Here is a 23,774-nt window from a genome sequence, read left to right on the forward strand (position 1 = left end):
GCTCTCAACTCACCCCTGCCGGGTTTACCGGTGGGGGTGTTTTGTTTATGGGCGGGATTTGTTTTCGGGTGCTGCAGCATCCGGTGTCGCATGCATTTGCATCGCCTGCCTTAAATCACCGCCCCATGCCATATATCGCAGGCCAAAAACGGCGGCCGGGTGGCAGGTCACACTGCCATTATTGGGCTTCGCGGGTTCGGCGGTGAAGGGTTCATTTTTGCCACTGGTCTGGCGAAAGGCCTCAAGCACGATGCCGATATCGCAGGGTAGGGCCTTGATATAGGTTTCGCGCGCCATTGCGGGCAGGGTCCGTGTACCGGCACCATCCTGCGCCCATACATGAATGCCGGTTTTTTCAAGGCTGCCCAGCCAACCGGCATAGGCATCGGGTGTCAGCTTGCCGCCGCTAAAGGCGCTGACATGCACCGGCAGATCAAGGCGGCTTGCAAGGCCCCCCAGCCGTTCATTGACGATATCGCGCCGGGCCTTTTGCTCGAAATTCCAGTCATCAAGCTCCAGCGGCACATACCAGCCAGCAATTGAAATTCCCCAATCCTGGCGAATGGTGTTTGCCTGCTTTAACGACAGCCCCAATTGATGTTCAAGATACGCGCCAGTTCCCGCCGTATCAATTTCGGCAAGCCGGTTATAATAGGCCGGGTCCATATGCAGGCCCATAATCAGCGATAAACCCTGATCGCGCGCATCCTTCAGGCTGTTTGCCAACCAGCCGTTTTTGCCACCAAAATCGATATCGCCATAGGATGTCCATTGCACGATGACGGTATTAAACCTGTTTTCGCGGGTTTTTTGCCAAATCCTGTTCCATTGCGCGGGTGTGATGTTGGCGTCAGTTTCATGGGGTTGATAAAACAGGGCCTGACCATTTGATTGCTGGCCGTTCTGTACCTGCTGGTTATCCCACTCCGCGACATCCTGTGCCGCTGCCGGGTGCAACGCGATCATGGTTAAGGCCGTCGTTATTACCAGGGTTCTGAAAATACGCATCAGAAATTCACCTCCAGCCCAAACAGGATGCCATCCGCCCCTTCATACAGGTTACCACCAACCGATTTTTGATATTCCAACCGGGCATTCACGCGCGTTCGGTAGGCATTGTATTTATCTTCATCGGTATAAAGCTGCCAGCGCAGGCCAACACCGGTCCGCAGGTCCTGACGCCAGGTATCGTTCGGGTCCTGGGCCGCGGCCTCGACAAAGCCATAAGGCATGATCGTTTGTGCCGACTGCGTTGGCAGTTTGAAACTATGCCCCTGCTGATAGCGTGACAGCGCCATATGATTGCCTGATCGCGTCCACCATGACAGGTCAAGATTGACGAAACGTTCGTTCCAGTCATCTTCACCAACCCGCCAGTCATTGCGATATTCATCCTGATCAAGGAAGGACGCCGTTGCCCGCAAAATCAGGTCATTATCGCGCTTGTGGGTGTCGTTAAGGTCGCTGATGCCATCCACCAGTTTACCGGGATTGATCAGATCACCGGCTTTGATGCCGGGCGTGCCGCTTTTGTCCCGTTGGGTCTGGCTGAACAGTTCGCCATAAAGGTTCAGGTTATAATCCCCAAGCGGTTTGTAGCGCAGGCCAAGGCCGGTTGCCAGTGTCTGGCCGTAACGTGCATGGCCATCCGCCCCGGTCAGTACCCGTCCATAAACCGAGAATGTGCTGCCATTGCGGCTGGGTTCATCGCCAAGGGCATGGTCCCACAGGGCCGTTTGCACATTCTGCGATGCTGCACGACGATCTGTTGCGTTGTTGCCAAGGGGTAGTTCCGTGGTGCCAGCCGGGGACCAAGTGCTTGCAAGGGTCACACTATTGCGCCGTTCCAGTGTTTCGTGTGCACGTCGCTGGCGGTAACGTCGGGCATCAAGGCTGCCAAAATCATCGCCTTGGGTTACCGGGTTCTGTTCAAGGTCGATGGCATGTTCCAGTTCGCGGCGGGCACCTGTACTGTTTTCAACAGCATTATAGCGGTTGGCCAGGGTTTCATGCAGGCGATAATCATCGGGATAATCCTGCACAGCCCGTTTCAGATACGGGATTGCCGCATTTTGTTGCCCGGTATCGTCAAGGCTGGCAAGGCGCATGCCCAGATCGGCGTTATAACGCGGGTTATCAGGCTGCAATTCGTGGGCCTTTGCCAGCCATTCCGTGCTTTGCGGCAAATCGCCCGCCTTTTGTGCCGTGGCCGATGCCGCATAGTAATTTTCGGGCGACGGGCTGTTTTGCAGGGCAATTTTTTGCCGGCCCAGTGCCAGTTCGGGTTTGTTACGTGCTTCGGCAATGGTGGCCCCCAGGGCCCAGTCATTCGCCTTTGTCAGGTTTTCAGCCTGTTGCCAAAAATGTTCGGCTTGGTCGGGTTGGCCAGCTTCCAGCGCGCTACGTGCGGCGGTCAGGCGGGCATTGTCCGTCATTTGACCGGCGGGAACCCGCTGCCATATTTTTAACGCTGCATCCGGGCTGCCGCCCGCTTCAAGGGCATAGGCAAGGGATGGCAGGCTGGCCTGATCGCCCAGATCAACCGCCTTTTGATAGTAAATCGATGCAATGCCCGGCGTTTGATCCATCGCGCATTGGCCCAGTGCAGCCAAGGTTGCGGTTTCACTGGTTTGGCCGGTTGCTGCGTCCTTTACGATGTCGCAATAATCATTGCTGGCAAGCTGCAATAAAACCAGCCCGCGTGTTTTATCATCCAGTTTTGCCAGCACCTGCTTGACACGTGGCACATCGCCTGCACCAATATTCTGGGCATAAAACGCCGCCAGGCGCTGTAACAGGGCTTCGGGCAATTGGCCATGATGCTGGTCATAGGCCTGTTCCAGCAGTTTTTTGGCACTACCTGTCTGGTTGTGTTTCAGGGCCAGGTAACTGGCCTGGTCAAGGGCGCCTAAGTCACCATTTTTGCGATATACCGCCAGCCAGTATTTTTCTGCCCCGGCATCATCATGCAGGCTTTGCAAAATCTGTGCACTCAGGGTCATAGTTTCGACGGTTTGCGGCTGGTCGTTTAACCAGGCAATGGCCGCACGGTCCTCGCCCCGGTCGCGCAATATGCCGATCAGCACATTTTGCCGTTCGTCCTGCCAGCGTGCTGGCAGGCTTTGTGTTTTCAGCGCGTCAATCGCCTCAAGACGCTGTGCCAGGATCAGCCATGTTTGCGGGGCTGTTTGGGCATCACACCGGGCAAATTGCTGTTTTGCCAGTTGCGCATCATGGCGCGACAGCCATTCGGCAGTTTCAAGGCACGGACGATCAAGATTCTTGCTGGTAACCTGATACAAATTTGTATCGCCGGTTGCTTTGGCCAATTCCCACAGGGTTTCCTGCTGGGCGCGGTCATCGCGCAGCGACGCGGGCAGGGCCTGCAACCAGCGTTTGGCAACGGCAATATTGCCTAGTGCAATGGTCCGGTTCGCCAGCGCAAGCTGCGCCTGTGCCTGGCTTTTGCTATCAGGTGCACTGGGCAGTAGGGCGATCAGCCCCTGTTCATCCTGAACATTGGCGTAGGCGGTGGCAAGGCGTTGCCAGTTTTCAGGCGACAGGCGGCCCTGATCGGCCAGCGGGGCAAGTTCGGCAATGACCGTGCGCCAATTATCAAGCTGTTCGGCCCAAATGGCGCGTGCGCGGCGCAGGCTGTCGCCATCTTCGCGGCCTTTGATGCTTTCAAGCCATGCCAGTGCCTTTTGTGCGCCATCGGGCTGTTTGGAAAGTGCATCGGCATAGGCCCGCCAGATTTGTTCGCGATCGGCAATTTCAACTGTGTGATCCAGCCAGTCGCGAATTTGCGCCTCGGTCGGGGTGGATGTTTCAATCCATTTGATGCGCAATTCCTGCAGGGTTTCGCGCTTTTGTGTGCCATCGGGCAGGGCATTTGCGCTTTCCAGGGCCTGGTCAAAATGCCCCTGGTTGGTTTGCGCCTGAACGATCAGGCGGCGTGCCTCGGTATTTTCCGGCACCAGCGACAACAGATGTGTCATCAGCTTTTCGACTTCCGCCCAGTTTTCACGCCGGGCTTCGCGATAGGCGCGGTCAAGATAGGGGTAGCTGCGAAAATCGGCAAATTTATCAAGGCTGTCGGCATGGGCTGGGGCCACCGGGGCCAGCGGGATCACGCCTGTTGCCAGCAATGCCAGCAAAGACAGGCCGATTGCACGGTGAGGGCGGGTCATGCAGCCTCCAGTGCGAATTGATAGGCGGCATGCTGTTCGCGGGCCTGGTCTTTCAGGGCTTCGTCCAGGCGTTCCTGGGTGATGATGCCGCGCGAAATAAGGTGTGTGCCAAGCGATTCCTTTTCCGGGTCATAATCGATCAGGGCCTGGTTAAACAGGGCTGCCGATACGATCCCGCGCACCTGCAAAAGTTCACCCAGCATGACCTGATGCTGGCAAATATGTTCGATCCGGTCGCGATGGTTGCTATTGGCGCGGGCAAATTCCAGAACGGTGCGGGTTTCCTCGTTCTGGTGGCGGTCGCTATACCAGTTGCGCAGGGCAAGGGTTACGCGGCCCTGCGGGGCAAGCCGGCAGGAAACAGGCTGTTTTAACTGCCGGCTGATCGCGCCCAGCGACACCTGACTGATGGGGCGTTCGGATGCCAAAACAAGGGTTTCACCCTGCTGTTCAATGGGCACCACGGCGTAACGCAGCGCCAGATAACGCGGGAATTTTTCGATCAGATCGGCCGAAATGGCAAAGGGGTCCAAATCTTCCCATTCCATGCCGGCCTGTTCTGCCAGAACTTCGACCAGCTGGGTGCTGTTGATCAAGCCGCGAACCATCAATTCCCGGCCAAGGCGGCGGCGATCAGGGCTGGTAATGGCGGCTTCAAGCTGTTCGGGTGCCAACAGGCCCTTTTGGATCAGGCGTTGACCAATGGGCACCTGTGCGGTGGCATCAACGGTGGGAAATTCGTGCGAGGTCTTATCCCAGGCAACCCGGCGGGAATCTCCGATTTTGACAACCTGGCGCAAGGCCCGCAAATTGGCGCAGAAATTGATAACGTTGCTCCAGACCACGCGGGGAATGGAAAGCAGGCCCTGATGGATGCCATAAAACCGCGTGACGAAATAGCACCGTTGAAACAGCCGGTTGGCCAGCAAAACGCCATTGCACAGCAAAACCGCCTGCAATGCCGGGTCATCCCCCAGGATAGAGGGGAAATGCCAGGCTTCGGGAACAAAGGTGGTGATCAGCCACATGATCAGGGTTACAACCAGCAGAATATTGACCAGCAAACCCAACAGGTTGGTCAGCAAACCGCGCCGGTCGCGCCACAGGAAATAGTTGATCACGCCACGCGGGCTCCAGCCCAGATTGCTAGTTCCCTGGAATACGATGCCGGTAATCCAGCGGGATTTCTGGCGCACCGCATGGCCAAAGGAACGCGGGAAATGTTCACGTACGCAAATGACCTGGGCGGTGGCGCGGTTCATGCCGGGAACCCAGCGGGTTTTTAACGCCAGGCTGGGGTCAGAAACCGAAAACCGGGCAAAAATGCACACCATGCCCTTTTGTTTCAGGCGGAAACCGATATCGTAATCTTCCGTCAGACTTTGCACGTCAAAGGCAATGCCGTCGCCATCTTCAAGCAGGGCAGCAATGGCGCGGCGGCTAAAACAGGTGCCAACACCGGCACTGGGCACCTGGCCGGAAAGGGCCTCGCGCACGATAACGTCCTTGCCGTGATATTCGGCAAATTCGTCGGCATAATGCCCGGCGGTAAAGCCCCACCATTTTGGTGGATAGGGGTATACAGGAACCTGGATCAGGTCCTTTTTGGGCAGCAGATAGTTAAACAGGCGCAATTCGAGCGGCGAAATAACGTCTTCGGCATCATGCAGGATAAAACCGGCAAACTGGATGCTGGCATTGGCCTCGAAGGTTAAAATGGCATCAATGATATTGTTCAGGCAGTCGGCCTTGCTTGTCGGGCCGGGGCGCACACAAACCACTTTGTGCACATTGGGAAACTGCTTGCACACTGCATCAACATCGCGCTGGGTGTCGGGGTCGTTGGGATAGGTGCCAACAAAGATCTGATAGTTTTCGTAATCCAGTGTTGCCGCCGCAAGGCGGGCCATTTCACCAACCACGCCGACCTCCTGCCAGGCTGGGACCATGATGGCAAGGGGCTTTTCCGGCACGCCATACAGGCGTTTCTGGTCGGCCGGGGCGTATTTGTCATAAATGCGGAAATGGCGAAAACAGGTGCGCGCCCAATAAACGATATCAATAAACAGATCATCGATCCCCAGCAGGAAAATCGTCCCGGCCAGAATGATCACAACGATTTTAAGCGCAAAGAAAACGTAGATCAGCGCATCAACCAGTTCGAAACTCATGCGCATTCATCCAGTGATTGCGAACGTTTCCATTCCTGCAGGCGTTTGACAATGCGTTCACAGGCATGGCCATCGCCAAACGGGCTGCGCGCGGTGGCAAATTCGCTGTAATAGACCGGGTCTTCGATCAGGCGAATGGTCTGGGCGATGATCTTTTCCCGATCCGTACCAACCAGCATATCACGGTCCTGATCGCGGCCGGATGGCCGTTCGGTCACGTTGCGCAGGACCATTACCGGTTTGCCAAGGGCGGGGGCTTCTTCCTGCACACCGCCGGAATCGGTCATGATCAGATAGGCATTGTTCATCAGCCAGACGAAATGCTGGTAATCCTGCGGTGGAACCAAAAAGATATTGTCGTGATGGCCCAGCATCCGGTGCACCACATCATGAACACGCGGGTTCATGTGCACAGGATAAACAAATTGGATATCAGGGTAACGGTGTGCCAGTTCGGACAGGGCCAGGCATATCTGCTCAAAGCCATGTCCTAGACTTTCGCGGCGGTGACCCGTGATCAGCACCATTTTCCGCGCCGGGTTGATCCGGGTAAGTGGGGATCCGGGTGCGGGCTGCCAGCCGGTTTCATCAAGCTGGTTTTTCATCCATAGCAGCGCATCAATCACGGTATTGCCGGTTACGACGATGCAATTATCAAAAATGCCTTCGCTTAGAAGGTTCAATTTTGCCTGTTCTGTCGGCGGGAAATGCAGGTTTGCCAAAACACCGGTCAGGCGGCGGTTGGCTTCTTCGGGCCAGGGAGATTGCAGGTCGCCTGTGCGCAAACCGGCCTCAATATGGGCAACCGGAATATGGCGGTGAAATGCTGCAAGGCAGGCGATAAAACTGGTGGTGGTATCACCATGGACCAGTACGATATCAGGCTGGTTTTGCTGATAGCTTTGATCAAGCTTTTCAAGCAGCACCTTTGACAGACCATTCAATGTCTGATCGCGGGTCATGACATCAAGGTCTTCGTCAAGATGCAGGTCAAAAGCCGAAATAACAGATGCAAGCATTTCGCGATGCTGGCCGGTGGAACAGATGTGCAAATCAATATCGGGCTGGTTTTGAAGCAGGCGCGCCAACGGCGCCATCTTGATTGCTTCGGGGCGGGTACCAAAAACCATCATGACTTTAAGGTTCATTTTTATCTCGATTACTGTTCTTGGTCTCTGTTCGGCACGGCCTGATGCTATTTCAGGAAGTATTTCATTCCTGATGCTCGCGAAAAATATATGTATTCATTGGGTACGATTGTTTAAGTGAATTGGTTCAATTAAACGAAAGTCGATATTTATTGTTCCATGTTCGGCAAAATAATGGCGTTATTTGACTTCAAATTGCCAAAATTAGACGAAGCTAAAACCATCCATGTAAATGAATGTTTTCTGATATATCGCTGGATTTCAATTGATTGTCAAAATCACAATTCTGACGAATTATTACAATTGTGCGGGGGAATTCTTTTTAAAGTACAATTATTTATGGAATATTCGTTCTTAAAACGATTGCAGAGATTGGAGAATCTCAAGTATTTCGCCAAAAAATCGTAATTTTATCTAAAATAATATTTTAGATGCTATTTTATTCAATCAATAATTACATCGATCAAAATAGCGTGTTTTACCCTTCAGGGTGCAGGGATGGGTTAGGGAATTTACCTTACGGGTGAGATATCCCTATCCCGTGCCGGAAGCGTGAAATTCTGTCAGGCGGATGAGGCCTGATTGCGTTTCATAAACATCGGCCCGCCGCGAAAACGCGGGAAGCCATAACCGTTAATCATGACCACATCAATCGCATCGGCCGTTTGGGCGATGCCTTCCTGCAGGATTTTATCGCCTTCGCGTTGCATGGCGGAAATGATCGCATTGATGATTTCAGTTTGGTCAAACGGGCGGCGTTTTATGCCTTTGCGGGCGGATTCCTGCTCGATCAGGCGGGTAACGTCGGGGTCCGGGCGCGGCGGTGATTTGGCATCGTCATAAATAAACCAGCCCCTGCCGGTTTTGCGGCCAAACCGGCCCTGTTCACACAGATAATCGCCAAGGGCGACATAGCGTTCGGCAGGGTCGCGCGTGGCGGCCTGGCGTTGCCGGGTTTTCCACGAAATTTCCAGCCCGGCCATGTCCTGCATGGCAAACAGGCCCATGGGAAAACCAAAATCGGTCATGGCGGCGTCGATCTGTTCGGGATAGGCGCCATCTTCGATCATATATTCGCACTGTTTGCGATAGGCCGACATGATGCGGTTGCCGATAAACCCGTCGCAAACGCCGGTGGGAACCGCAATTTTCCCCAATTTGCGGGCAAATGATAGCGCCGTTGCCAGGGTTTGCGGGTTGGCGCCATCGGTGCAAACAACTTCCAGCAGCTTCATGATATGGGCGGGCGAGAAAAAATGCAGCCCAATCACCCGTTCAGGGCTGGAAACGCTGCAGGCAAGCGCATTGATATCAAGATAGGACGTGTTCGAGGCAATGATGGTGTCGCTGCCAACGGTTGCAGCAATGCTGGCAAAGACGTCCTTTTTAACGGCGAAATCCTCGAACACGGCTTCGATCACCAGTCCGGTGGGGGCCAGTGTCGCATAATCCGTGCTACCGGTCAGTTTTGCCAGAAGCTGATCAAAGCGGGATGGTGAAATGATGCCGCGTTTCAGGCTGCTTTGCAGATGGCGGCTGACATTTTCATGCCCGCTGGCAAGGGCAGCCTCATCACGTTCAATCATCACGACGTCATAGCCCGCCAACAGGCAGGCCGTTGCAATGCCAGCCCCCATCAGGCCGCCGCCAATAATGCCGATTGTCGCCAGGTCGGTTGGGGTTATGTCGCGGGTGACTGGCAACTTGGCAACGTTCTTTTCAGCCATGAAAATATGGCGCAACGCACGTGATTGTTCGCCATCGCGCAAGGCAACAAATTGCTGCCTTTCGTGGGCCAGCGCCTGATCGGCTGGAAGGCCAAGATTTTCGCGGACGGTTTTAACCGCAATAACGGGTGCAACGGCGCCCCGTGCCCTTTGCGCCGTTTGCGCGATCAGGGATTCCCAATCGATATTTGCCGGGCGGTGGGAAGTTACAGTGGCTGTGGCAGTAGCAAGGGCAGGGGGGCAGGGCAGGGATGAAACCCTGTTGGCAAAGGCAATGGCGGCGGCAAGCAAATCGTTATCTGCCGGTGTGATTTCGTCAATCAGGCCCCAGTCCAGGGCAGTCGCGGCCGATATTGGCTTGCCATTGGCAATAAGGGATATCGCATTTTCTGCACCGATCAGGCGCGGGGCACGCACAGTGCCACCCGCACCGGGGATCAGACCCAGATTAACCTCGGGAAAGCCAAGGCGGGTTGTGGCGCTGGCGATGCGGTAATGACAGCCAAGTGCAACTTCAAGCCCGCCGCCTAACACGGTGCCATGCAAGGCGGCGATGATGGGAATGGGCAATGCTTCCAATGCCAGAATTACATCAGGCAGCAGCGGGTCGCGGGCAGGCTGGTTAAATTCGCCAATATCGGCCCCGGCGATAAAGGTTTTGCCGTGGCAGGACAGAATAATCGCATTAACGGCCGAATTTTGCCCGATATCAGCCAGCGCATCGACCAATCTGCTGCGCACCGCGTGGCTGGTGGCATTGATTGGCGGATTATCAATGGTGATGATGGCAAGATTTTCGGTAAATTCGACCGTTACTGCAGGCATTTTATTCTCCGTCGTCAATAATGCCGGCCAGAAGGCAGCAGGTCATATCGGATTCCGGGTCGGCCAGATCGCCAATAACATTGAAATGGTGGCGGTCCGGGGCATGGATGCTTTGGGTCGTGGCACCAAGGCCGGTCCAGATATTTGCCAGAAGGTCGTTCTGGCGGACAAATTCGGGTCTTTCATCGGCCCCCACCCAGCAGGTCACCTGTGCAGCCCGATCCCCCGGGCGCGCCGGGGCCAGCAGGGCCGCACTTTCGCTGATAGCCTCAGGAATATCGATATTTAATACCTGGTTCATCGCGGTGTTGCGCAATGGCCGCAAATCATGCAGGCCGCTGATCGACATGACGTGATGGATGCGATCAAGCGTTGCCGGGGCAAGTGGGCTATCGGCACAGATCATGCGGCTGACAAGATGGCCGCCAGCCGAATGGCCCGACAAATGAATTGGCCCGGCAATGGTGCCTGCCGCATGGTCAATGGCAGCGGCAATTTGCCGGGTGATGCTGGCAAGGCGGGCTTCGGGTGCAAGGGTGTAACTGGGTAGGCAAACCGCCCAGCCGCGTTTGATCGCACCATTGGCAAGGTGCGACCAGGTTGATTTATCAAATGCCTTCCAATAGCCGCCATGGACAAACACCATCAGGCCTTTGGGCGTGTTTTCGGGTAGGAACAGGTCATATTTTTCGCGCTCATGCGGGCCATAGGCCACATCGATGTTTGCGCGGCCCGCCGCAATCAGGCCATCGCGAAATGCGCTGGCTTCCTTTGTCCAAAGCGGCGGAAAGCTGGCGGCATTTTCGATGTGATCGCCATTGGCATAGGCATCGTCCCAGTCCCTGATCATGGCTGATTTCCCTGTTGGTTTTGCAGTAAGCACAAAGACATGGACCGATTGCAGCATGGATGCAACCGCGTTCTGGGTGCCTTTGGCGATGCCCTGATTTCATCAGCCTAGCGAATTTGGAAATTATTTTAAACATAAAATATTTAGACTTGAACTAGGCAGAAAGCAGGCGTACCGTTTCTCCATTCATCCCGTAACACGACATCATAAAAGGGGGATCAGGTGAGAATTGCATGTTTGGGTGGTGGCCCCGCCGGGCTTTATTTTGCCATATCCATGAAGTTGCGTGATCCTTCGCACGACATTACTGTTTTTGAACGCAACCAGGCCGATGATACATTCGGCTGGGGTGTTGTGTTGTCCGATGAAACGCTGGCTAATCTGGCAGTGAATGACGCCAAAAGTGCCAGTGCCATTCGCGAGAATTTTTCCTATTGGGATGACGTTGCCGTTCATTTCCGCGATGAAAAAATCGTATCGACCGGGCATGGTTTTTGCGGGATTGGCCGTAAAAAGCTTTTGATCCTGTTACAGGAACGCGCCCGCGAAGTCGGTGTTGATTTGCAGTTTGGCACTGATATCGCCGCCGCATCGGACCTTAAATCGGACTATGATCTGATTGTTGCCTGCGATGGCCTTAATTCCAGGGCGCGCAGCGAATATGCCGAGCATTTCCAGCCCGACATCGATACCCGGAAATGCAAATTCGTCTGGCTGGGCACGCACCAGAAATTCAATGATGCCTTCACCTTTATTTTCGAGGAAACCGATAAAGGCTGGGTCTGGGCGCATGCCTATCAGTTTGATGATGAAACAGCGACCTTCATCGTTGAGTGTTCCGAGGAAACCTGGGCGGCCTATGGCTTTGGCGAGATGACCAAGGAACAGTCGATCGCTACCTGCGAGGAGATTTTTGCCAAACATCTGGGCGGGCATGCCCTGATGTCGAATGCCAATCACATTCGCGGGTCGGCATGGTTAAGTTTCCCGCGCGTTTTGTGCAAAAGCTGGTCGTATGAAAATATTGTATTGATGGGCGATGCCGCGGCAACGGCGCATTTTTCCATTGGCTCGGGCACCAAGCTGGCGCTGGAAAGCGCGATTGCGCTCGCGGAATATGTCCATACCGAAGCCAGCCTACCTGCGGCCTTTGCCAAATACGAAGATGAACGGCGCCTGGAAGTATTGCGTTTGCAATCGGCAGCGCGCAATTCGATGGAATGGTTCGAGGAAGTTGAACGGTATTTCGACCTTGACCCGGTGCAGTTTACCTATTCGCTGCTAACCCGGTCCCAGCGCATCAGCCACGAAAATTTACGCCTGCGTGACCCGGCCTGGCTGGGCGATGCAGAAAACTGGTTTGCAAAGCGCGCGGGTTTGGCCCCGGCCAATGACGCGGCCGTGCATCCCATGTTTGTGCCGTTTAAATTGCGCGAGATGACGGTGAAAAACCGCATCGTTGTGTCCCCCATGGCACAATATAAGGCCATTGATGGTTGCCCGACCGACTGGCATTTGGTGCATTATGGCGAACGGGCCAAGGGTGGGGCGGGCCTTGTTTATACCGAAATGACCTGCGTTTCACCCGAAGGGCGCATTACACGGGGCTGCCCAGGCCTTTATACGCCCGAACAAGAAGCCGCCTGGGCGCGCATTGTCGGGTTTGTGCATAACGAAAGTGATGCCAAAATTTGCGCCCAGATCGGTCATTCCGGTGCCAAGGGTTCCACCCAGCTGGGGTGGGAAGAAATGGATGCGCCTTTAAAAGATGGCAACTGGCCGCTTTTGGCGGCATCGGACGTGGCATGGTCGCCGAAAAACCAGAAACCACAGGCAATGATGCGCCCGGATATGGATATGGTGCGTGACCAGTTTGTGGCCGCCGCCCGGATGGCGGATCGCGCCGGGTTTGACATGATCGAAATTCACGCCGCACATGGTTATTTGCTGTCATCCTTTATCACGCCGGTTACCAATCACCGCGATGATGAATATGGCGGCAGCCTTGAAAACCGCATGCGTTACCCGCTGGAAGTGATTTTGGCAGTGCGCGAAGTGTGGCCGGATGCAAAGCCGCTGTCGGTGCGTATTTCCGCCAATGACTGGGTGGGGGATGCGGGCATTACCCCGGCCGATGCGGTGGAAATTGCCAAAATCCTTAAGGCGCACGGCGTTGACATTTGTGATGTGTCCGCCGGGCAGACCACAAAGGATGCCCGCCCTGTTTATGGCCGTATGTTCCAGACACCGTTTTCCGACCGTATCCGCAACGAAGCCAAAATCGCAACCATGGCGGTGGGCAATATTTACGAACCGGACCATGCCAATTCCATCCTGATGGCAGGCCGAGCGGACCTGGTTTGTCTGGCACGGCCGCATCTGGCGGACCCGTATTGGACACTTCATGCCGCAGCCCAGCTTGGCAATCGCAGCGAGGGTTGGCCGCAACCATACCTTGCCGGGCGGGACCAGCTTTGGCGGTTGGCAGAACGGAACGACCAGATGACGGGGAAAGTATGATGGCAGGCAAGCTGGCGGTGAAAACAGCCATCGTTACCGGTGGTGGTAGTGGGGTTGGGGCCGAAATTGCCCGCAACCTTGCCACGCTGGGCGTAACGGTTTTTATCGCCGGGCGCCGGTTGGGGCCGCTTGAAGACGTTGCAAAGGGAAATTCAAACATCATCCCGCTGGCAGCGGATGTAAGCGATCAGGCATCGGTTGAAAAACTGGTGCAGGATGTGGTGGCAAAGGCCGGCGCGCCAGACCTGATCATTGCCAATGCCGGTATGGCCGAAAGTGCGTCTTTTATCCGCGCGACGCTTGATAGCTGGCAGAAAAACATTGATGTCAATTTGACCGGGACATTCCATACATTTCAGCAGGCATTGCGCGTGATGGATTTGGCAAAACCGGCACGGTTGATTGCCATTGCCTCGACTGCAGGGCTTAAGGGATATGGTTATGTCGCGCCCTATTGCGCGGCAAAGCACGGTGTGGTGGGCCTTGTTCGGGCATTGGCGGCTGAGCTGGCGACAAGTGCCATTACGGTGAATGCCATTTGCCCTGGCTTTACCGACACGCCGATGCTGGACCAATCCATTGCCAACATCGCGCAAACAACTGGCATGAGCGAAGACGCCGCCCGCGCCAGCCTGGCAAAAATCAACCCGCAAAACCGTTTCATCACACCGCAGGAAATTGCCGAAACGGTTTTGTGGTTATGTTCGGAACATGCCGGGTCGATGACCGGGCAGGCCATTTCGGTTTCAGGAGGGGAAATATGAACATGAATGACAGCAATTCCCATTCCCACCCCGCGCGGGACCCCTTGCATGACGACAATATCGGCGAAACCAGTGATCTTTCAAAGGCACGGCTGCGTGCCTGGTTGCAGATATTGCGGGTATCGCGCCGGATTGAAGGCGAATTACGCGAAAAAATGCGGGTTGAATATGACTCAACCCTGCCCCGGTTTGACGTGATGGCCGCCCTTTACCGCGCCAAAGATGGCCTGCGTATGAGCGAACTTTCAAAATCGCTGATGGTATCAAATGGCAATGTGACCGGGATTGTCGAACGCCTGGTCAATGAAGGCATGATCACGCGCATTGCCGTGGAAAATGACCGCCGCGCCTTGATGGTAAAACTGACGCCCGAAGGACGGGATGATTTTGCCCGCCGTGCCCTGGTGCATGAAGGCTGGGTCAGTGACCTGTTTGACGGCATGACAACCGAAGATGCCAGCGACCTGATTGCGATTTTGCGCCGGGTGCAAAGCCGAAAGGATGCTTCCCATGACTGATATGAAACAGTTTACCCCGCATCATTTCAAATGGCGGATGGAAGGCGATGTGGCGGTGGTATCGCTGGATCGGCCAGACCGCAAAAACCCGCTGACATTTGATAGCTATGCCGAGCTGCGCGATATGTTTCGCGCCTTGCCGGAATGCGACGATGTAAAGGCCGTTGTTTTTGCATCAAACGGCGGCAATTTTTGTTCGGGTGGCGATGTGCATGACATTATCGGCCCGCTTATTGACCGCGATATGAAGGGGCTTTTGGCCTTTACCCGGTTAACCGGCGATCTGGTTAAATCGATGGTGGCATGTGGCAAGCCGGTGATTGCCGCGGTGGATGGCATTTGTGTGGGTGCTGGGGCGATTATTGCCATGGCATCGGATATCCGCCTTGCCAGCCCGGATGCCAAAACCGCCTTTTTGTTTACCCGCGTTGGCCTTGCGGGTTGTGACATGGGGGCATGCGCCATTCTGCCCCGCATTATCGGCCAGGGCCGTGCAGCCGAACTGCTTTATACCGGCCGTTCCATGAGTGCCGATGAAGGCGAAAAATGGGGTTTTTATAACCGCCTGATCGCGGCTGAAACACTGGAGGCCGAAGCCATTTCAATGGCGCAGCGCATCGCCCAGGGGCCGAATTTTGCCCATATGATGACCAAAACCATGCTGGCACAGGAATGGAATATGGGCATCGAACAGGCGATCGAGGCCGAAGCCCAGGCCCAGGCGATTTGTATGCAGACGGTGGATTTCAAACGTGCCTATGAGGCCTTTGTCGCCCGTGAAAAACCGGTTTTCAAAGGGGACTGATGATGGGCGATACATCGTGGCAGGACTGGCCGTTTTTTAACGATCATCATCGCAAACTTGCCCGTGATCTCGATAGCTGGGCAGGGCGCGAGCTGGCCGGGCTGGACCATGCCAATACCGATGATACCTGCCGCAATCTGGTATCGCGGCTGGCCGATGGCGGCTGGCTGGACCATGCCACGATTGACCCGAAAAACGCAACATCCAGCCTGGATGTTCGCAGCCTGTGCATCATTCGCGAAACACTGGCACGTCATGATGGGCTGGCAGACTTTGCCTTTGCCATGCAGGGGCTGGGTAGCGGGGCAATTTCGCTGTTTGGCACCCAGACGCAAAAGGATGAATGGTTGCCACAGGTCCGTGCGGGCAAGGTATTATCGGCCTTCGCCCTGACCGAACCGCAATCGGGTTCGGATGTGGCGAATATTACGCTGTCGGCCGCGCGCGATGGTGATGATTACATCCTCGATGGCGAAAAAACCTGGATATCGAATGGCGGAATTGCCGGGCTTTATGTGGTTTTTGCCCGCACTGGCGAAGGGCCGGGGGCAAAGGGCCTGTCGGCCTTTATTGTGCCGGGCGATGTACCGGGCTTTGAAATTGCCGAACGGCTGGAAACCATTGCCCCGCATCCTTTGGCCAGGTTGCGGTTTTCGGGCTGTCGTATTCCTGCTTCTAATCGCATTGGTGAAGGCGGACAGGGCTTTAAAATTGCCATGTCCGTGCTTGATGTTTTTCGGTCAACCGTTGCTGCGGCGGCCCTTGGCTTTGCGCGACGTGCGCTGGATGAAACCATAGACCGGGTACAAAACCGCCATTTGTTTGGCGCCCCCTTGTTCGATTTGCAAATGGTGCAGGGGCATGTGGCTGACATGGCGCTCGATGTAGATAGCAGTGCGCTTCTGGTTTATCGCGCGGCCTGGCTAAAGGATAGCGGCGCGGCACGGGTTAGCCGCGAAGCCGCCATGGCAAAGCTTTTTTCAACCGATCATGCACAAACCGTCATTGATAAGGCGGTGCAAATTCACGGGGGCGACGGTGTGCGATCAGGGCACATCATTGAACGCCTGTATCGGGAGATCCGCGCCCTTCGCATCTATGAAGGGGCATCAGACGTCCAAAGAATAATTATCGCACGGCAAACGCTGGCACATACATAATTCAGGGGCTTCATCATGCTGGGACCAACCGCACATACCGATACTTTTACCCGTGATAATTTGCCACCGGCTGATTCCTGGCCGGAATTTCTGCTCGATGGGTTTGATTACCCCGACCATATCAATGTTGGCGTGGAACTGACGGACCGAATGGTGGAACGCGGTTTTGGCGATAATACCGCCCTGATCGGCAATGGTCGCCAGCGCACCTATAAGGAACTGTCAGACTGGACCAACCGTATCGCCCATGCCCTGGCCGAAGATTACGGCGTGGCACCGGGCAACCGTGTTTTGATCCGTTCGGCCAATAATCCGGCAATGGTGGCCTGTTGGCTGGCGGCGACCAAAATTGGCGCGGTGGTGGTCAATACCATGCCGATGCTGCGCGCGGGCGAGCTTGGCAAAATTGTCGATAAGGCCGAAATTGCCTTTGCCCTGTGCGATACGCGGCTGATGGATGAAATGGTTGCCTGCGCAAAAGACAGCCGGTTTTTAAAAAAGGTCATCGGTTTTGACGGAACGGCCAACCACGATGCCGAACTGGACCGTATCGCCCTGACCAAATCGGTGAAATTCAGCGCGGTGCAAACCGGGCGCGATGACGTGGCCCTTTTGGGTTTTACATCGGGCACCACGGGCGAACCCAAGGCAACCATGCATTTCCACCGGGATCTGCTGATCATTGCCGATGCCTATGCCAGGGAAGTTCTGGGTGTCACCCCGGATGATGTTTTTGTTGGTTCGCCGCCCCTGGCGTTTACCTTTGGTCTCGGCGGGCTTGCCGTGTTTCCGTTGCGCTTTGGGGCCACGGCAACACTTCTGGAAAAGGCATCACCGCCCAATATGATCGAAATTATCGAAACCTATAAGGCAACCATCTGCTTTACTGCGCCAACGGCCTATCGCGCCATGCTGGCCGCGATGGATGATGGGGCGGATTTGTCATCGCTGCGTGCGGCGGTTTCGGCGGGTGAAACCCTGCCCGCCCCGGTTTATAAGGCCTGGATGGAAAAAACCGGCAAGCCCATGCTTGATGGTATCGGCTCGACCGAAATGCTGCATATTTTCATTTCCAACCGCTTTGGTGACAGCCACCCGGCCTGCACCGGCCGCCCCGTGACCGGGTTTGAAGCCCGCATTGTGAACGAGGATATGAATGATGTGCCCCCTGGCACCGTGGGGCGACTTGCCGTGCGCGGGCCGACCGGCTGCCGCTATCTCGCCGATGACCGGCAGGGGGGATATGTTCGCAATGGCTGGAATGTGACGGGGGATTCCTTTTATTGCGACGAAGATGGCTATTTCCATTTTGCCGCACGAAGCGACGATATGATCATTTCGGCGGGCTATAACATTGCCGGGCCAGAGGTCGAAGCCGCCCTTCTTGCCCACCCGGATGTGGCGGAATGTGCCGTTGTTTCGGCGGCTGATATTGATCGCGGGCAAATTGTGCAGGCGCATGTTGTGCTGGTGGCAGGGGCCAATCCGTCGCCGGAAATGGCAAAGCTGCTGCAGGATCATGTGAAGGCAACCATCGCCCCTTATAAATATCCACGATCCATCGTGTTTACCGATGCCCTGCCAAAAACGGCAACCGGCAAAATTCAGCGTTTCAGACTAAAACAGGAGCCCGCAGCATGACCGATTTTGCTGCCAGCAAAGCACTTTTTCATTTGCCTGAAGATGTCATCTATCTGGATGGCAATTCCCTTGGCCCGATGCCCAAAGCCGCCATCGAACGCAGCCGCCAAACCATTGAAGACCAGTGGGGCGAAATGCTTATTCGCGGCTGGAATGACGCGAAATGGATGGAACTGCCCGGCCGGGTTGGTAACCGGATTGGCCGTCTTATCGGCGCGCCAGCTGGTAGTGTCGTGATGGGCGATACCCTGTCGATCAAGGTTTATCAGGCATTGGCAAGTGCGCTGGAGCTTAATCCTGGTCGCAAGGTTGTTCTGTCCGACAATGGCAATTTCCCGACCGACCTTTATATGGCGCAAGGGTTGATTGACAGTCTGAAACAGGGCCATGTCCTTAAAACCGTTAATCCCGAAGATGTTGAAGCAACGCTTTCTGATGACATTGCCGTTCTGATGTTAACCCAGGTGGATTACCGAACCGGGCGCATGCATGATATGGCGGCAATTACGCGCAAGGCGCAGGATCTGGGCATTGTCGTGATTTGGGATCTGGCCCATTCCGCCGGTGCGGTGCCGGTTGATCTGGCGGGGTGTAATGCCGAATTTGCCGTCGGCTGCACCTATAAATATTTCAATGGTGGCCCCGGTGCGCCAGCCTTTATTTATGTTCGCCCCGATCTGGTTGAAAAGGTAAGACCGGCCCTGTCAGGCTGGCTGGGCCACGAAGCACCCTTTGCCTTTGCCCCCGATTATCGCCCGGCACCGGGAATTGAACGCATGCGGGTTGGCACCCCACCTGTTATCCAGCTTGCGATCCTTGATAGTGCGCTTGATGTTTGGGACGGGGTGGAAATGGCCGATATCCGGCAAAAATCCATCGCCCTTTGCGAACAGTTTATAGCAGGGGTCGAGGCCGCCTGCCCGATGCTGGAACTGGTAAGTCCGCGAAATGCCGAATGTCGTGGGTCGCAGGTTTCCTTCCGGTTTGAAGAAGGTTATGCCGTGATGCAGGCCCTGATCGCGCGCGGTGTGATTGGCGATTTTCGGGCGCCCGATGTGATCCGGTTTGGCTTTACGCCGCTTTATCTGGATGAAAAAGATGTTGAGGCCGGTATCACTATTTTGGCCGATATCATGGAAAATCGTCTGTGGGATGCCGCCGAATATAAAAAACGCCAGGCCGTAACATGACCAGCACCAACAAACCCTATGATCCGTCCAGCGAAGGGGCGGAAACCGAATTTTCCACGAAAATGTCCTATGGGGATTACCTGTCGCTTGATGCGATCCTGAGCGCGCAACACCCCAAAAGCGACGCCCATGACGAAATGCTGTTTATCATTCAGCATCAGACATCGGAATTGTGGATGAAGCTTGCCATTCGCGAGATTGATGCCGCGCGCAAGAATTTGCGGGCCGGGCAATTGCAGCCGGCATTTAAAATGCTGGCGCGCGTTTCGCGGATATTTGAACAGCTTAACAATGCCTGGGATGTTTTGCGCACCATGACACCCAGTGATTACACCACATTTCGCGATGCACTTGGCCCGTCATCGGGGTTTCAGTCCTGGCAATATCGCATGATCGAATTCATGCTGGGGAACCGTAACAGGGCCATGTTAAAGCCCCATGCCCACCGGCCCGATATTTTGGCTGTACTGGAAGGGGAACTGGCAAAACCCAGCCTGTATGACGAGGCCCTGAACCTTTTGAACCAGAACGGGGTTTCGGTGCCTGAAGCCGTTTTGAGGCGCGATGTTTCGGAACCCTATGGTGCCAGCGAGGATGTGATTGCCGCCTGGCAACAGGTTTATCAAACCCCGCAGGATCACTGGCCATTATATGAACTGGCCGAAAAACTGGTCGATTTCGAGGATTACTTCCGTCGCTGGCGATTTAACCATGTCACCACTGTTGAACGCGTGATTGGCTTTAAACGCGGGACAGGCGGTACAGGTGGGGTTTCCTACCTAAAGCGGATGCTGGAGGTGGAACTGTTCCCCGAATTATGGCGTGTGCGGACAATTTTGTGATGAAAAACAGCAAACAGCCTGCCGTTCCCCTGCCGGAAAAGCCGGCCTTTATATGCCTTCACAAGGTGGGTTTTGCCCATTGTGACCCGGCAGGCATTGTTTTTTATCCGCGCTATTTTGAAATGGTTAATGCCACGGTCGAGGAATGGTTTGACGCCGGGCTTGGTTTTGGCTTTGCCCGTATTCATGGGGCGATGGAGGCCGCCGTTCCAACCGCGTCGATCAATGTGGATTTCATGCAGCCAAGCCGCCTGGGCGAGGTGCTGCATTTCCATTTATATGTCACCCGTCTTGGGCGCAGCAGCCTGGATGTGCATATCAGGGCGGGCGGCGGTGATGCCGCTGCCGATGCGCCATTGACGGCGGCAACAACCCGTTTTCAGATGAATGCAACGCTGGTCTTTACCAAAAAGGGCGTTACCGGTTCCGCCCCGTGGCCCGATGATTTGCGCGCGGCGCTGGAACGCGAAATAACAAAACAGGATCAACATGATACATAAAATCATACAGCCCGAAGGCTGGACCGCGCCAAAGGGATATGCCAATGGCATTCTCGCGACTGGCAAAACCCTTTATGTCGGCGGGCAGATTGGCTGGAACGAAAAACAGGTTTTTGAAGCCAGCGATTTTGTCGGCCAGATGGAACAGGCCCTGCGTAATATTATGGCGGTGGTGAATGAAGCTGGCGGGCAGGCCGAACATATTTGTCGGCTGACATGGTACGTGACCGAAAAGCAGGAATATATGAACCACCAGCGCGAAGTTGGTGAAGCCTACCGCCGCGTTCTGGGCCGCCATTTCCCTGCCATGACAATGGTGGTGGTGCGCGCACTGGTAGAGGATGAGGCCCTGGTCGAGATTGAAGCGACCGCTGTTATCCCGGAATAAGCAATCCCCGGGGCGATTGACCCCGGGAAACGATTTTGTCGGGATCGATCTGTGGCTGACCCCAAACGGCGTTAATTGCCAGTGTCGTAATCGGCGGCAAAGGCCAGGTCGCGTTGGGCTTCCAGCAGGGCAATGCGGTCTTTCAGGGCGCTATGCACCAGTTGATAGGCCTGGCTGCCCAGGGTCAACCGCCTGGGCGCGGGTGACTGATCAAGGCTTGTGATCATCGCGGCTGCGACCTTGGCCGGGTCCAATACCGGGTGATAATCGCCCGCCGCGCGCGCCTTGCGCCAATTACCAACCGGCGTGTCGTCGTAAACGGGCAGCGGCGTGGCATGGACCATGCTGCCATGGGCAAAATTGGTATTGGCACCAGCGGGTTGCACCATGGTTATGTCAATATCGAAGGGGGCCAGTTCCGGGATCAGGGATTCAAGGAAGCCTTCGATACCCCATTTTGTCGTGTGATAAAGCGACAGGGCATGCAGGCCAATTTGCCCACCCATTGACGATACCTGCAAAATCCGCCCGCCTCCCTGCTGGCGTAAATGGGGGATCGCGGCACGAATAACGTTGATGGAGCCAATCAGGTTGGTATCGATCTGGTGGCGGATTTGCGCGTTGGTAAGTTCTTCTGCCGCACCAAAAAGGGCATAACCGGCATTATTGACGACAACGTCGACCTTCCCCATGGCGCGAAAGGCACGATCAACAACCTGTTTGATGGCATCGTCATTTGTCACATCAAGCTGGTCGATCCATAGCTGGTCGCCATAATGCGCCTTTAAATCATCCAGGGCATTTTCCCGGCGCAGGGTGGCGACAACACGGTCACCACGTGCCAGCAACTGTTCACATAACAACCGGCCAAAGCCGCTTGATGTGCCGGTAATAAACCAGGTTTTCTGCATGTCATTTCCTTTGCAAATTTAAGCATTTACCAATCGCCCTTGGGGCGCACTGGTACGCGCTGTCAGCTTTGCAAAGAAATAACGCTAGGGCTTTGTGACGTTAAGCTGCGTAAAATGACATGCCTTATGAAGTTCCGCTGCATAATGGAACGGGACCAATTGCCCTGACCGCATTGGTAAAGATATGGTGGTTATTCGTGAAATCGGCCCGTGAAGGCCGGGCTGTTGCAATATTTAACGGCGATATCGATAAAGGCGCGCAGTTTGGGTTGGCTTTGGCTGCGTTCTGGAAAATACAGATAAAGGCCGGGTTCCGGGGTGATGAATTTGCCCAGCACGGGTTCAAGTTGCCCCTGCAAAACCGCATCATGTGTTTCCGCGTGCGACATATAGGCAAGGCCAAGGCCACGCTTTGCCAGGGCCAGCATTGACCGCCTGTCATTGACTGTCATGGCACCGGGAATGGCGACGGTGAAATCGCGTTTGTCGCGGGTGAATTGCCAATGATGGAGCATACCCGATTTGACAAAGCGGTAATGAATGGCGAGATGATCCAGCAGGTCTTCGGGCTTTTGGGGTTTGGAACGGTCCTGAAAATAGGCCGGACTGCCATATACCGCCCAGGATAATTCGGGCGAAAGTTTTATCGCGATCATGTCTTTTTCAATGGCGGCACCCAATCGGATACCGGCATCAAAATTGTCTGCAATAATGTCTACAATGCCTTCGCTAACTGATAGCTCTAGCTTCACATCCGGGCAGGCTTTGGTGAAGGTGGGCAATATTGGTTCGATCAGCATGTCCATCACCAGCGGGGTAAAGGTCAGGCGCAATGTGCCGGTGGGGCGGGTGCTGAAATCATGCAGGCAGGCAAAGGCATTTTGCACTTCCTCGGCTGATTGGCGTAACGCTTGGTAAAGGTGTTCGCCTGCCTCGGTCAGGGATACGCGCCGGGTGGTACGTTGAAACAAAAGTACCCCATGCCGCTGTTCCAGATTGCGGATTGCCTGGCTGATTGCGGTTGGAGTTACCCCTAAAATGGCGGAGGCATGGGTGAAGCTCAAATGCTCTGCCACCGCAAGAAAGGGTTGCACATTTTCAAACAGATTTCGGTCCATCCCATCACCCGGTTTATGAATTTTTGCTTCGTAATTGTATGCCAATTATAGAGCAAGGATACACGGTCGTAAGGTTTTTGTTTCGATCTGGCCCGTTGCGAAAGACGCCGCAGCATTCGGGTTTGCCTTGATGTTGCCGCATTTCGAGTCAGTCGTAGTTTTCAATTAAATATAAATAAGTATTTCTAAATGAAAATTTTGGATTGCGTTAGGTCAAAAATTTCCGATCAGAATACATAAAAAATATCTATATTGAAAATTTATACCAGTCGCCGGGATGCTGGCCAAGACTGACTGCATATGTGGGTGCAGGGTTTGTGTATCGTGTCGATTCCGTAATGATATATGCCCGCGTTTAAATCCTGCTATTCGATGATTCCTGTGATGCCAACGTAAGCGCGGGTTAGCGCATTGGATGTGGATATTCCGGTTTGGCAATCATCGGCAAGGTGATGCAAAGTTGCGTTTGCGCCAAAAATGGGGGGGCGTGTTGCATCATTTGCGTT

General features: G+C 54.8%; 18 protein-coding genes. 10 read left to right on the forward strand and 8 right to left on the reverse strand.

Annotation, left to right across the window (positions count from 1 at the left end):
* Nucleotides 1-45 precede the first annotated feature (45 nt).
* The 6 genes from CSC3H3_RS21310 to CSC3H3_RS21340 all read right to left on the reverse strand — a co-directional run bounded on the left by CSC3H3_RS21310 (nt 46) and on the right by CSC3H3_RS21340 (nt 10,911).
* Nucleotides 46-1,008 carry a DUF4434 domain-containing protein gene (locus CSC3H3_RS21310; protein WP_245881428.1) on the reverse strand — a complete coding sequence of 321 codons (963 nt, stop codon included), beginning with the start codon at nt 1,006-1,008 and terminating at the stop codon, nt 46-48.
* Nucleotides 1,008-4,190: an NfrA family protein gene (locus CSC3H3_RS21315; protein ID WP_101286453.1), complete on the reverse strand. Its 3,183-nt coding sequence runs from the start codon at nt 4,188-4,190 to the stop codon at nt 1,008-1,010. The genes CSC3H3_RS21310 and CSC3H3_RS21315 overlap by 1 nt, the downstream gene beginning before the upstream one ends.
* Nucleotides 4,187-6,361 carry a cyclic di-3',5'-guanylate-activated glycosyltransferase NfrB gene (gene nfrB / locus CSC3H3_RS21320; protein WP_101286454.1) on the reverse strand — a complete coding sequence of 725 codons (2,175 nt, stop codon included), beginning with the start codon at nt 6,359-6,361 and terminating at the stop codon, nt 4,187-4,189. Before nfrB ends, CSC3H3_RS21315 begins: the two co-directional genes overlap by 4 nt.
* Nucleotides 6,358-7,509, reverse strand: coding sequence for a non-hydrolyzing UDP-N-acetylglucosamine 2-epimerase (wecB, locus tag CSC3H3_RS21325; protein WP_101286455.1), 1,152 nt, complete (start codon nt 7,507-7,509; stop codon nt 6,358-6,360). The genes nfrB and wecB overlap by 4 nt, the downstream gene beginning before the upstream one ends.
* A gap of 563 nt (nt 7,510-8,072) precedes the next feature.
* Nucleotides 8,073-10,061: a 3-hydroxyacyl-CoA dehydrogenase NAD-binding domain-containing protein gene (locus CSC3H3_RS21335; protein WP_101286457.1), complete on the reverse strand. Its 1,989-nt coding sequence runs from the start codon at nt 10,059-10,061 to the stop codon at nt 8,073-8,075.
* Nucleotide 10,062: 1 nt separating this feature from the next.
* The gene (locus CSC3H3_RS21340; RefSeq protein WP_101286857.1) at nt 10,063-10,911 is read right to left on the reverse strand and encodes an alpha/beta hydrolase; all 849 of its coding nucleotides are present in this window, start codon (nt 10,909-10,911) and stop codon (nt 10,063-10,065) included.
* Nucleotides 10,912-11,133: 222 nt separating this feature from the next.
* Between CSC3H3_RS21340 and CSC3H3_RS21345 the strand changes: the two genes are divergently transcribed.
* The 10 genes from CSC3H3_RS21345 to CSC3H3_RS21390 are packed head-to-tail and all read left to right on the forward strand — an operon-like array spanning nt 11,134 to nt 21,239.
* The gene (locus CSC3H3_RS21345; protein WP_101286458.1) at nt 11,134-13,431 is read left to right on the forward strand and encodes a bifunctional salicylyl-CoA 5-hydroxylase/oxidoreductase; all 2,298 of its coding nucleotides are present in this window, start codon (nt 11,134-11,136) and stop codon (nt 13,429-13,431) included.
* Entirely contained in the window at nt 13,428-14,195 is a 768-nt protein-coding gene (locus tag CSC3H3_RS21350) for an SDR family NAD(P)-dependent oxidoreductase (protein ID WP_425444986.1), read from the forward strand. The genes CSC3H3_RS21345 and CSC3H3_RS21350 overlap by 4 nt, the downstream gene beginning before the upstream one ends.
* Entirely contained in the window at nt 14,192-14,713 is a 522-nt protein-coding gene (locus CSC3H3_RS21355) for a MarR family winged helix-turn-helix transcriptional regulator (RefSeq protein ID WP_245881429.1), read from the forward strand. Before CSC3H3_RS21350 ends, CSC3H3_RS21355 begins: the two co-directional genes overlap by 4 nt.
* Nucleotides 14,706-15,518 (forward strand): enoyl-CoA hydratase family protein, encoded by an 813-nt coding sequence (locus CSC3H3_RS21360; protein ID WP_425444987.1) that lies wholly within the window; start codon nt 14,706-14,708, stop codon nt 15,516-15,518. The genes CSC3H3_RS21355 and CSC3H3_RS21360 overlap by 8 nt, the downstream gene beginning before the upstream one ends.
* Nucleotides 15,519-15,520: 2 nt before the next feature.
* Nucleotides 15,521-16,678 (forward strand): acyl-CoA dehydrogenase family protein, encoded by a 1,158-nt coding sequence (locus CSC3H3_RS21365; protein WP_101286459.1) that lies wholly within the window; start codon nt 15,521-15,523, stop codon nt 16,676-16,678.
* Between the two features lie 15 nt (nt 16,679-16,693).
* On the forward strand, nt 16,694-18,319 hold the full coding sequence (locus tag CSC3H3_RS21370; protein WP_101286460.1) for an AMP-binding protein: 1,626 nt from the start codon (nt 16,694-16,696) through the stop codon (nt 18,317-18,319).
* The gene (gene kynU / locus CSC3H3_RS21375; RefSeq protein ID WP_101286461.1) at nt 18,316-19,509 is read left to right on the forward strand and encodes a kynureninase; all 1,194 of its coding nucleotides are present in this window, start codon (nt 18,316-18,318) and stop codon (nt 19,507-19,509) included. The genes CSC3H3_RS21370 and kynU overlap by 4 nt, the downstream gene beginning before the upstream one ends.
* Nucleotides 19,506-20,351, forward strand: a complete 846-nt coding sequence (gene kynA / locus CSC3H3_RS21380; RefSeq protein WP_101286462.1) for a tryptophan 2,3-dioxygenase — start codon at nt 19,506-19,508, stop codon at nt 20,349-20,351. The genes kynU and kynA overlap by 4 nt, the downstream gene beginning before the upstream one ends.
* Nucleotides 20,351-20,851, forward strand: a complete 501-nt coding sequence (locus CSC3H3_RS21385; RefSeq protein ID WP_101286463.1) for an acyl-CoA thioesterase — start codon at nt 20,351-20,353, stop codon at nt 20,849-20,851. Before kynA ends, CSC3H3_RS21385 begins: the two co-directional genes overlap by 1 nt.
* Nucleotides 20,841-21,239, forward strand: a complete 399-nt coding sequence (locus tag CSC3H3_RS21390) for a RidA family protein (RefSeq protein WP_101269205.1) — start codon at nt 20,841-20,843, stop codon at nt 21,237-21,239. Before CSC3H3_RS21385 ends, CSC3H3_RS21390 begins: the two co-directional genes overlap by 11 nt.
* A 71-nt stretch (nt 21,240-21,310) precedes the next feature.
* On the opposite strand, the gene CSC3H3_RS21395 is transcribed toward CSC3H3_RS21390, so the two are convergent.
* Nucleotides 21,311-22,150 carry an SDR family oxidoreductase gene (locus tag CSC3H3_RS21395; protein WP_101286464.1) on the reverse strand — a complete coding sequence of 280 codons (840 nt, stop codon included), beginning with the start codon at nt 22,148-22,150 and terminating at the stop codon, nt 21,311-21,313.
* A gap of 191 nt (nt 22,151-22,341) precedes the next feature.
* Nucleotides 22,342-23,268 (reverse strand): LysR family transcriptional regulator, encoded by a 927-nt coding sequence (locus CSC3H3_RS21400; protein ID WP_101286465.1) that lies wholly within the window; start codon nt 23,266-23,268, stop codon nt 22,342-22,344.
* Between the last annotated feature and the right edge of the window lie 506 nt (nt 23,269-23,774).

The sequence above is a fragment of the Thalassospira marina genome (assembly GCF_002844375.1).
GTDB classification, from domain to species: domain Bacteria; phylum Pseudomonadota; class Alphaproteobacteria; order Rhodospirillales; family Thalassospiraceae; genus Thalassospira; species Thalassospira marina.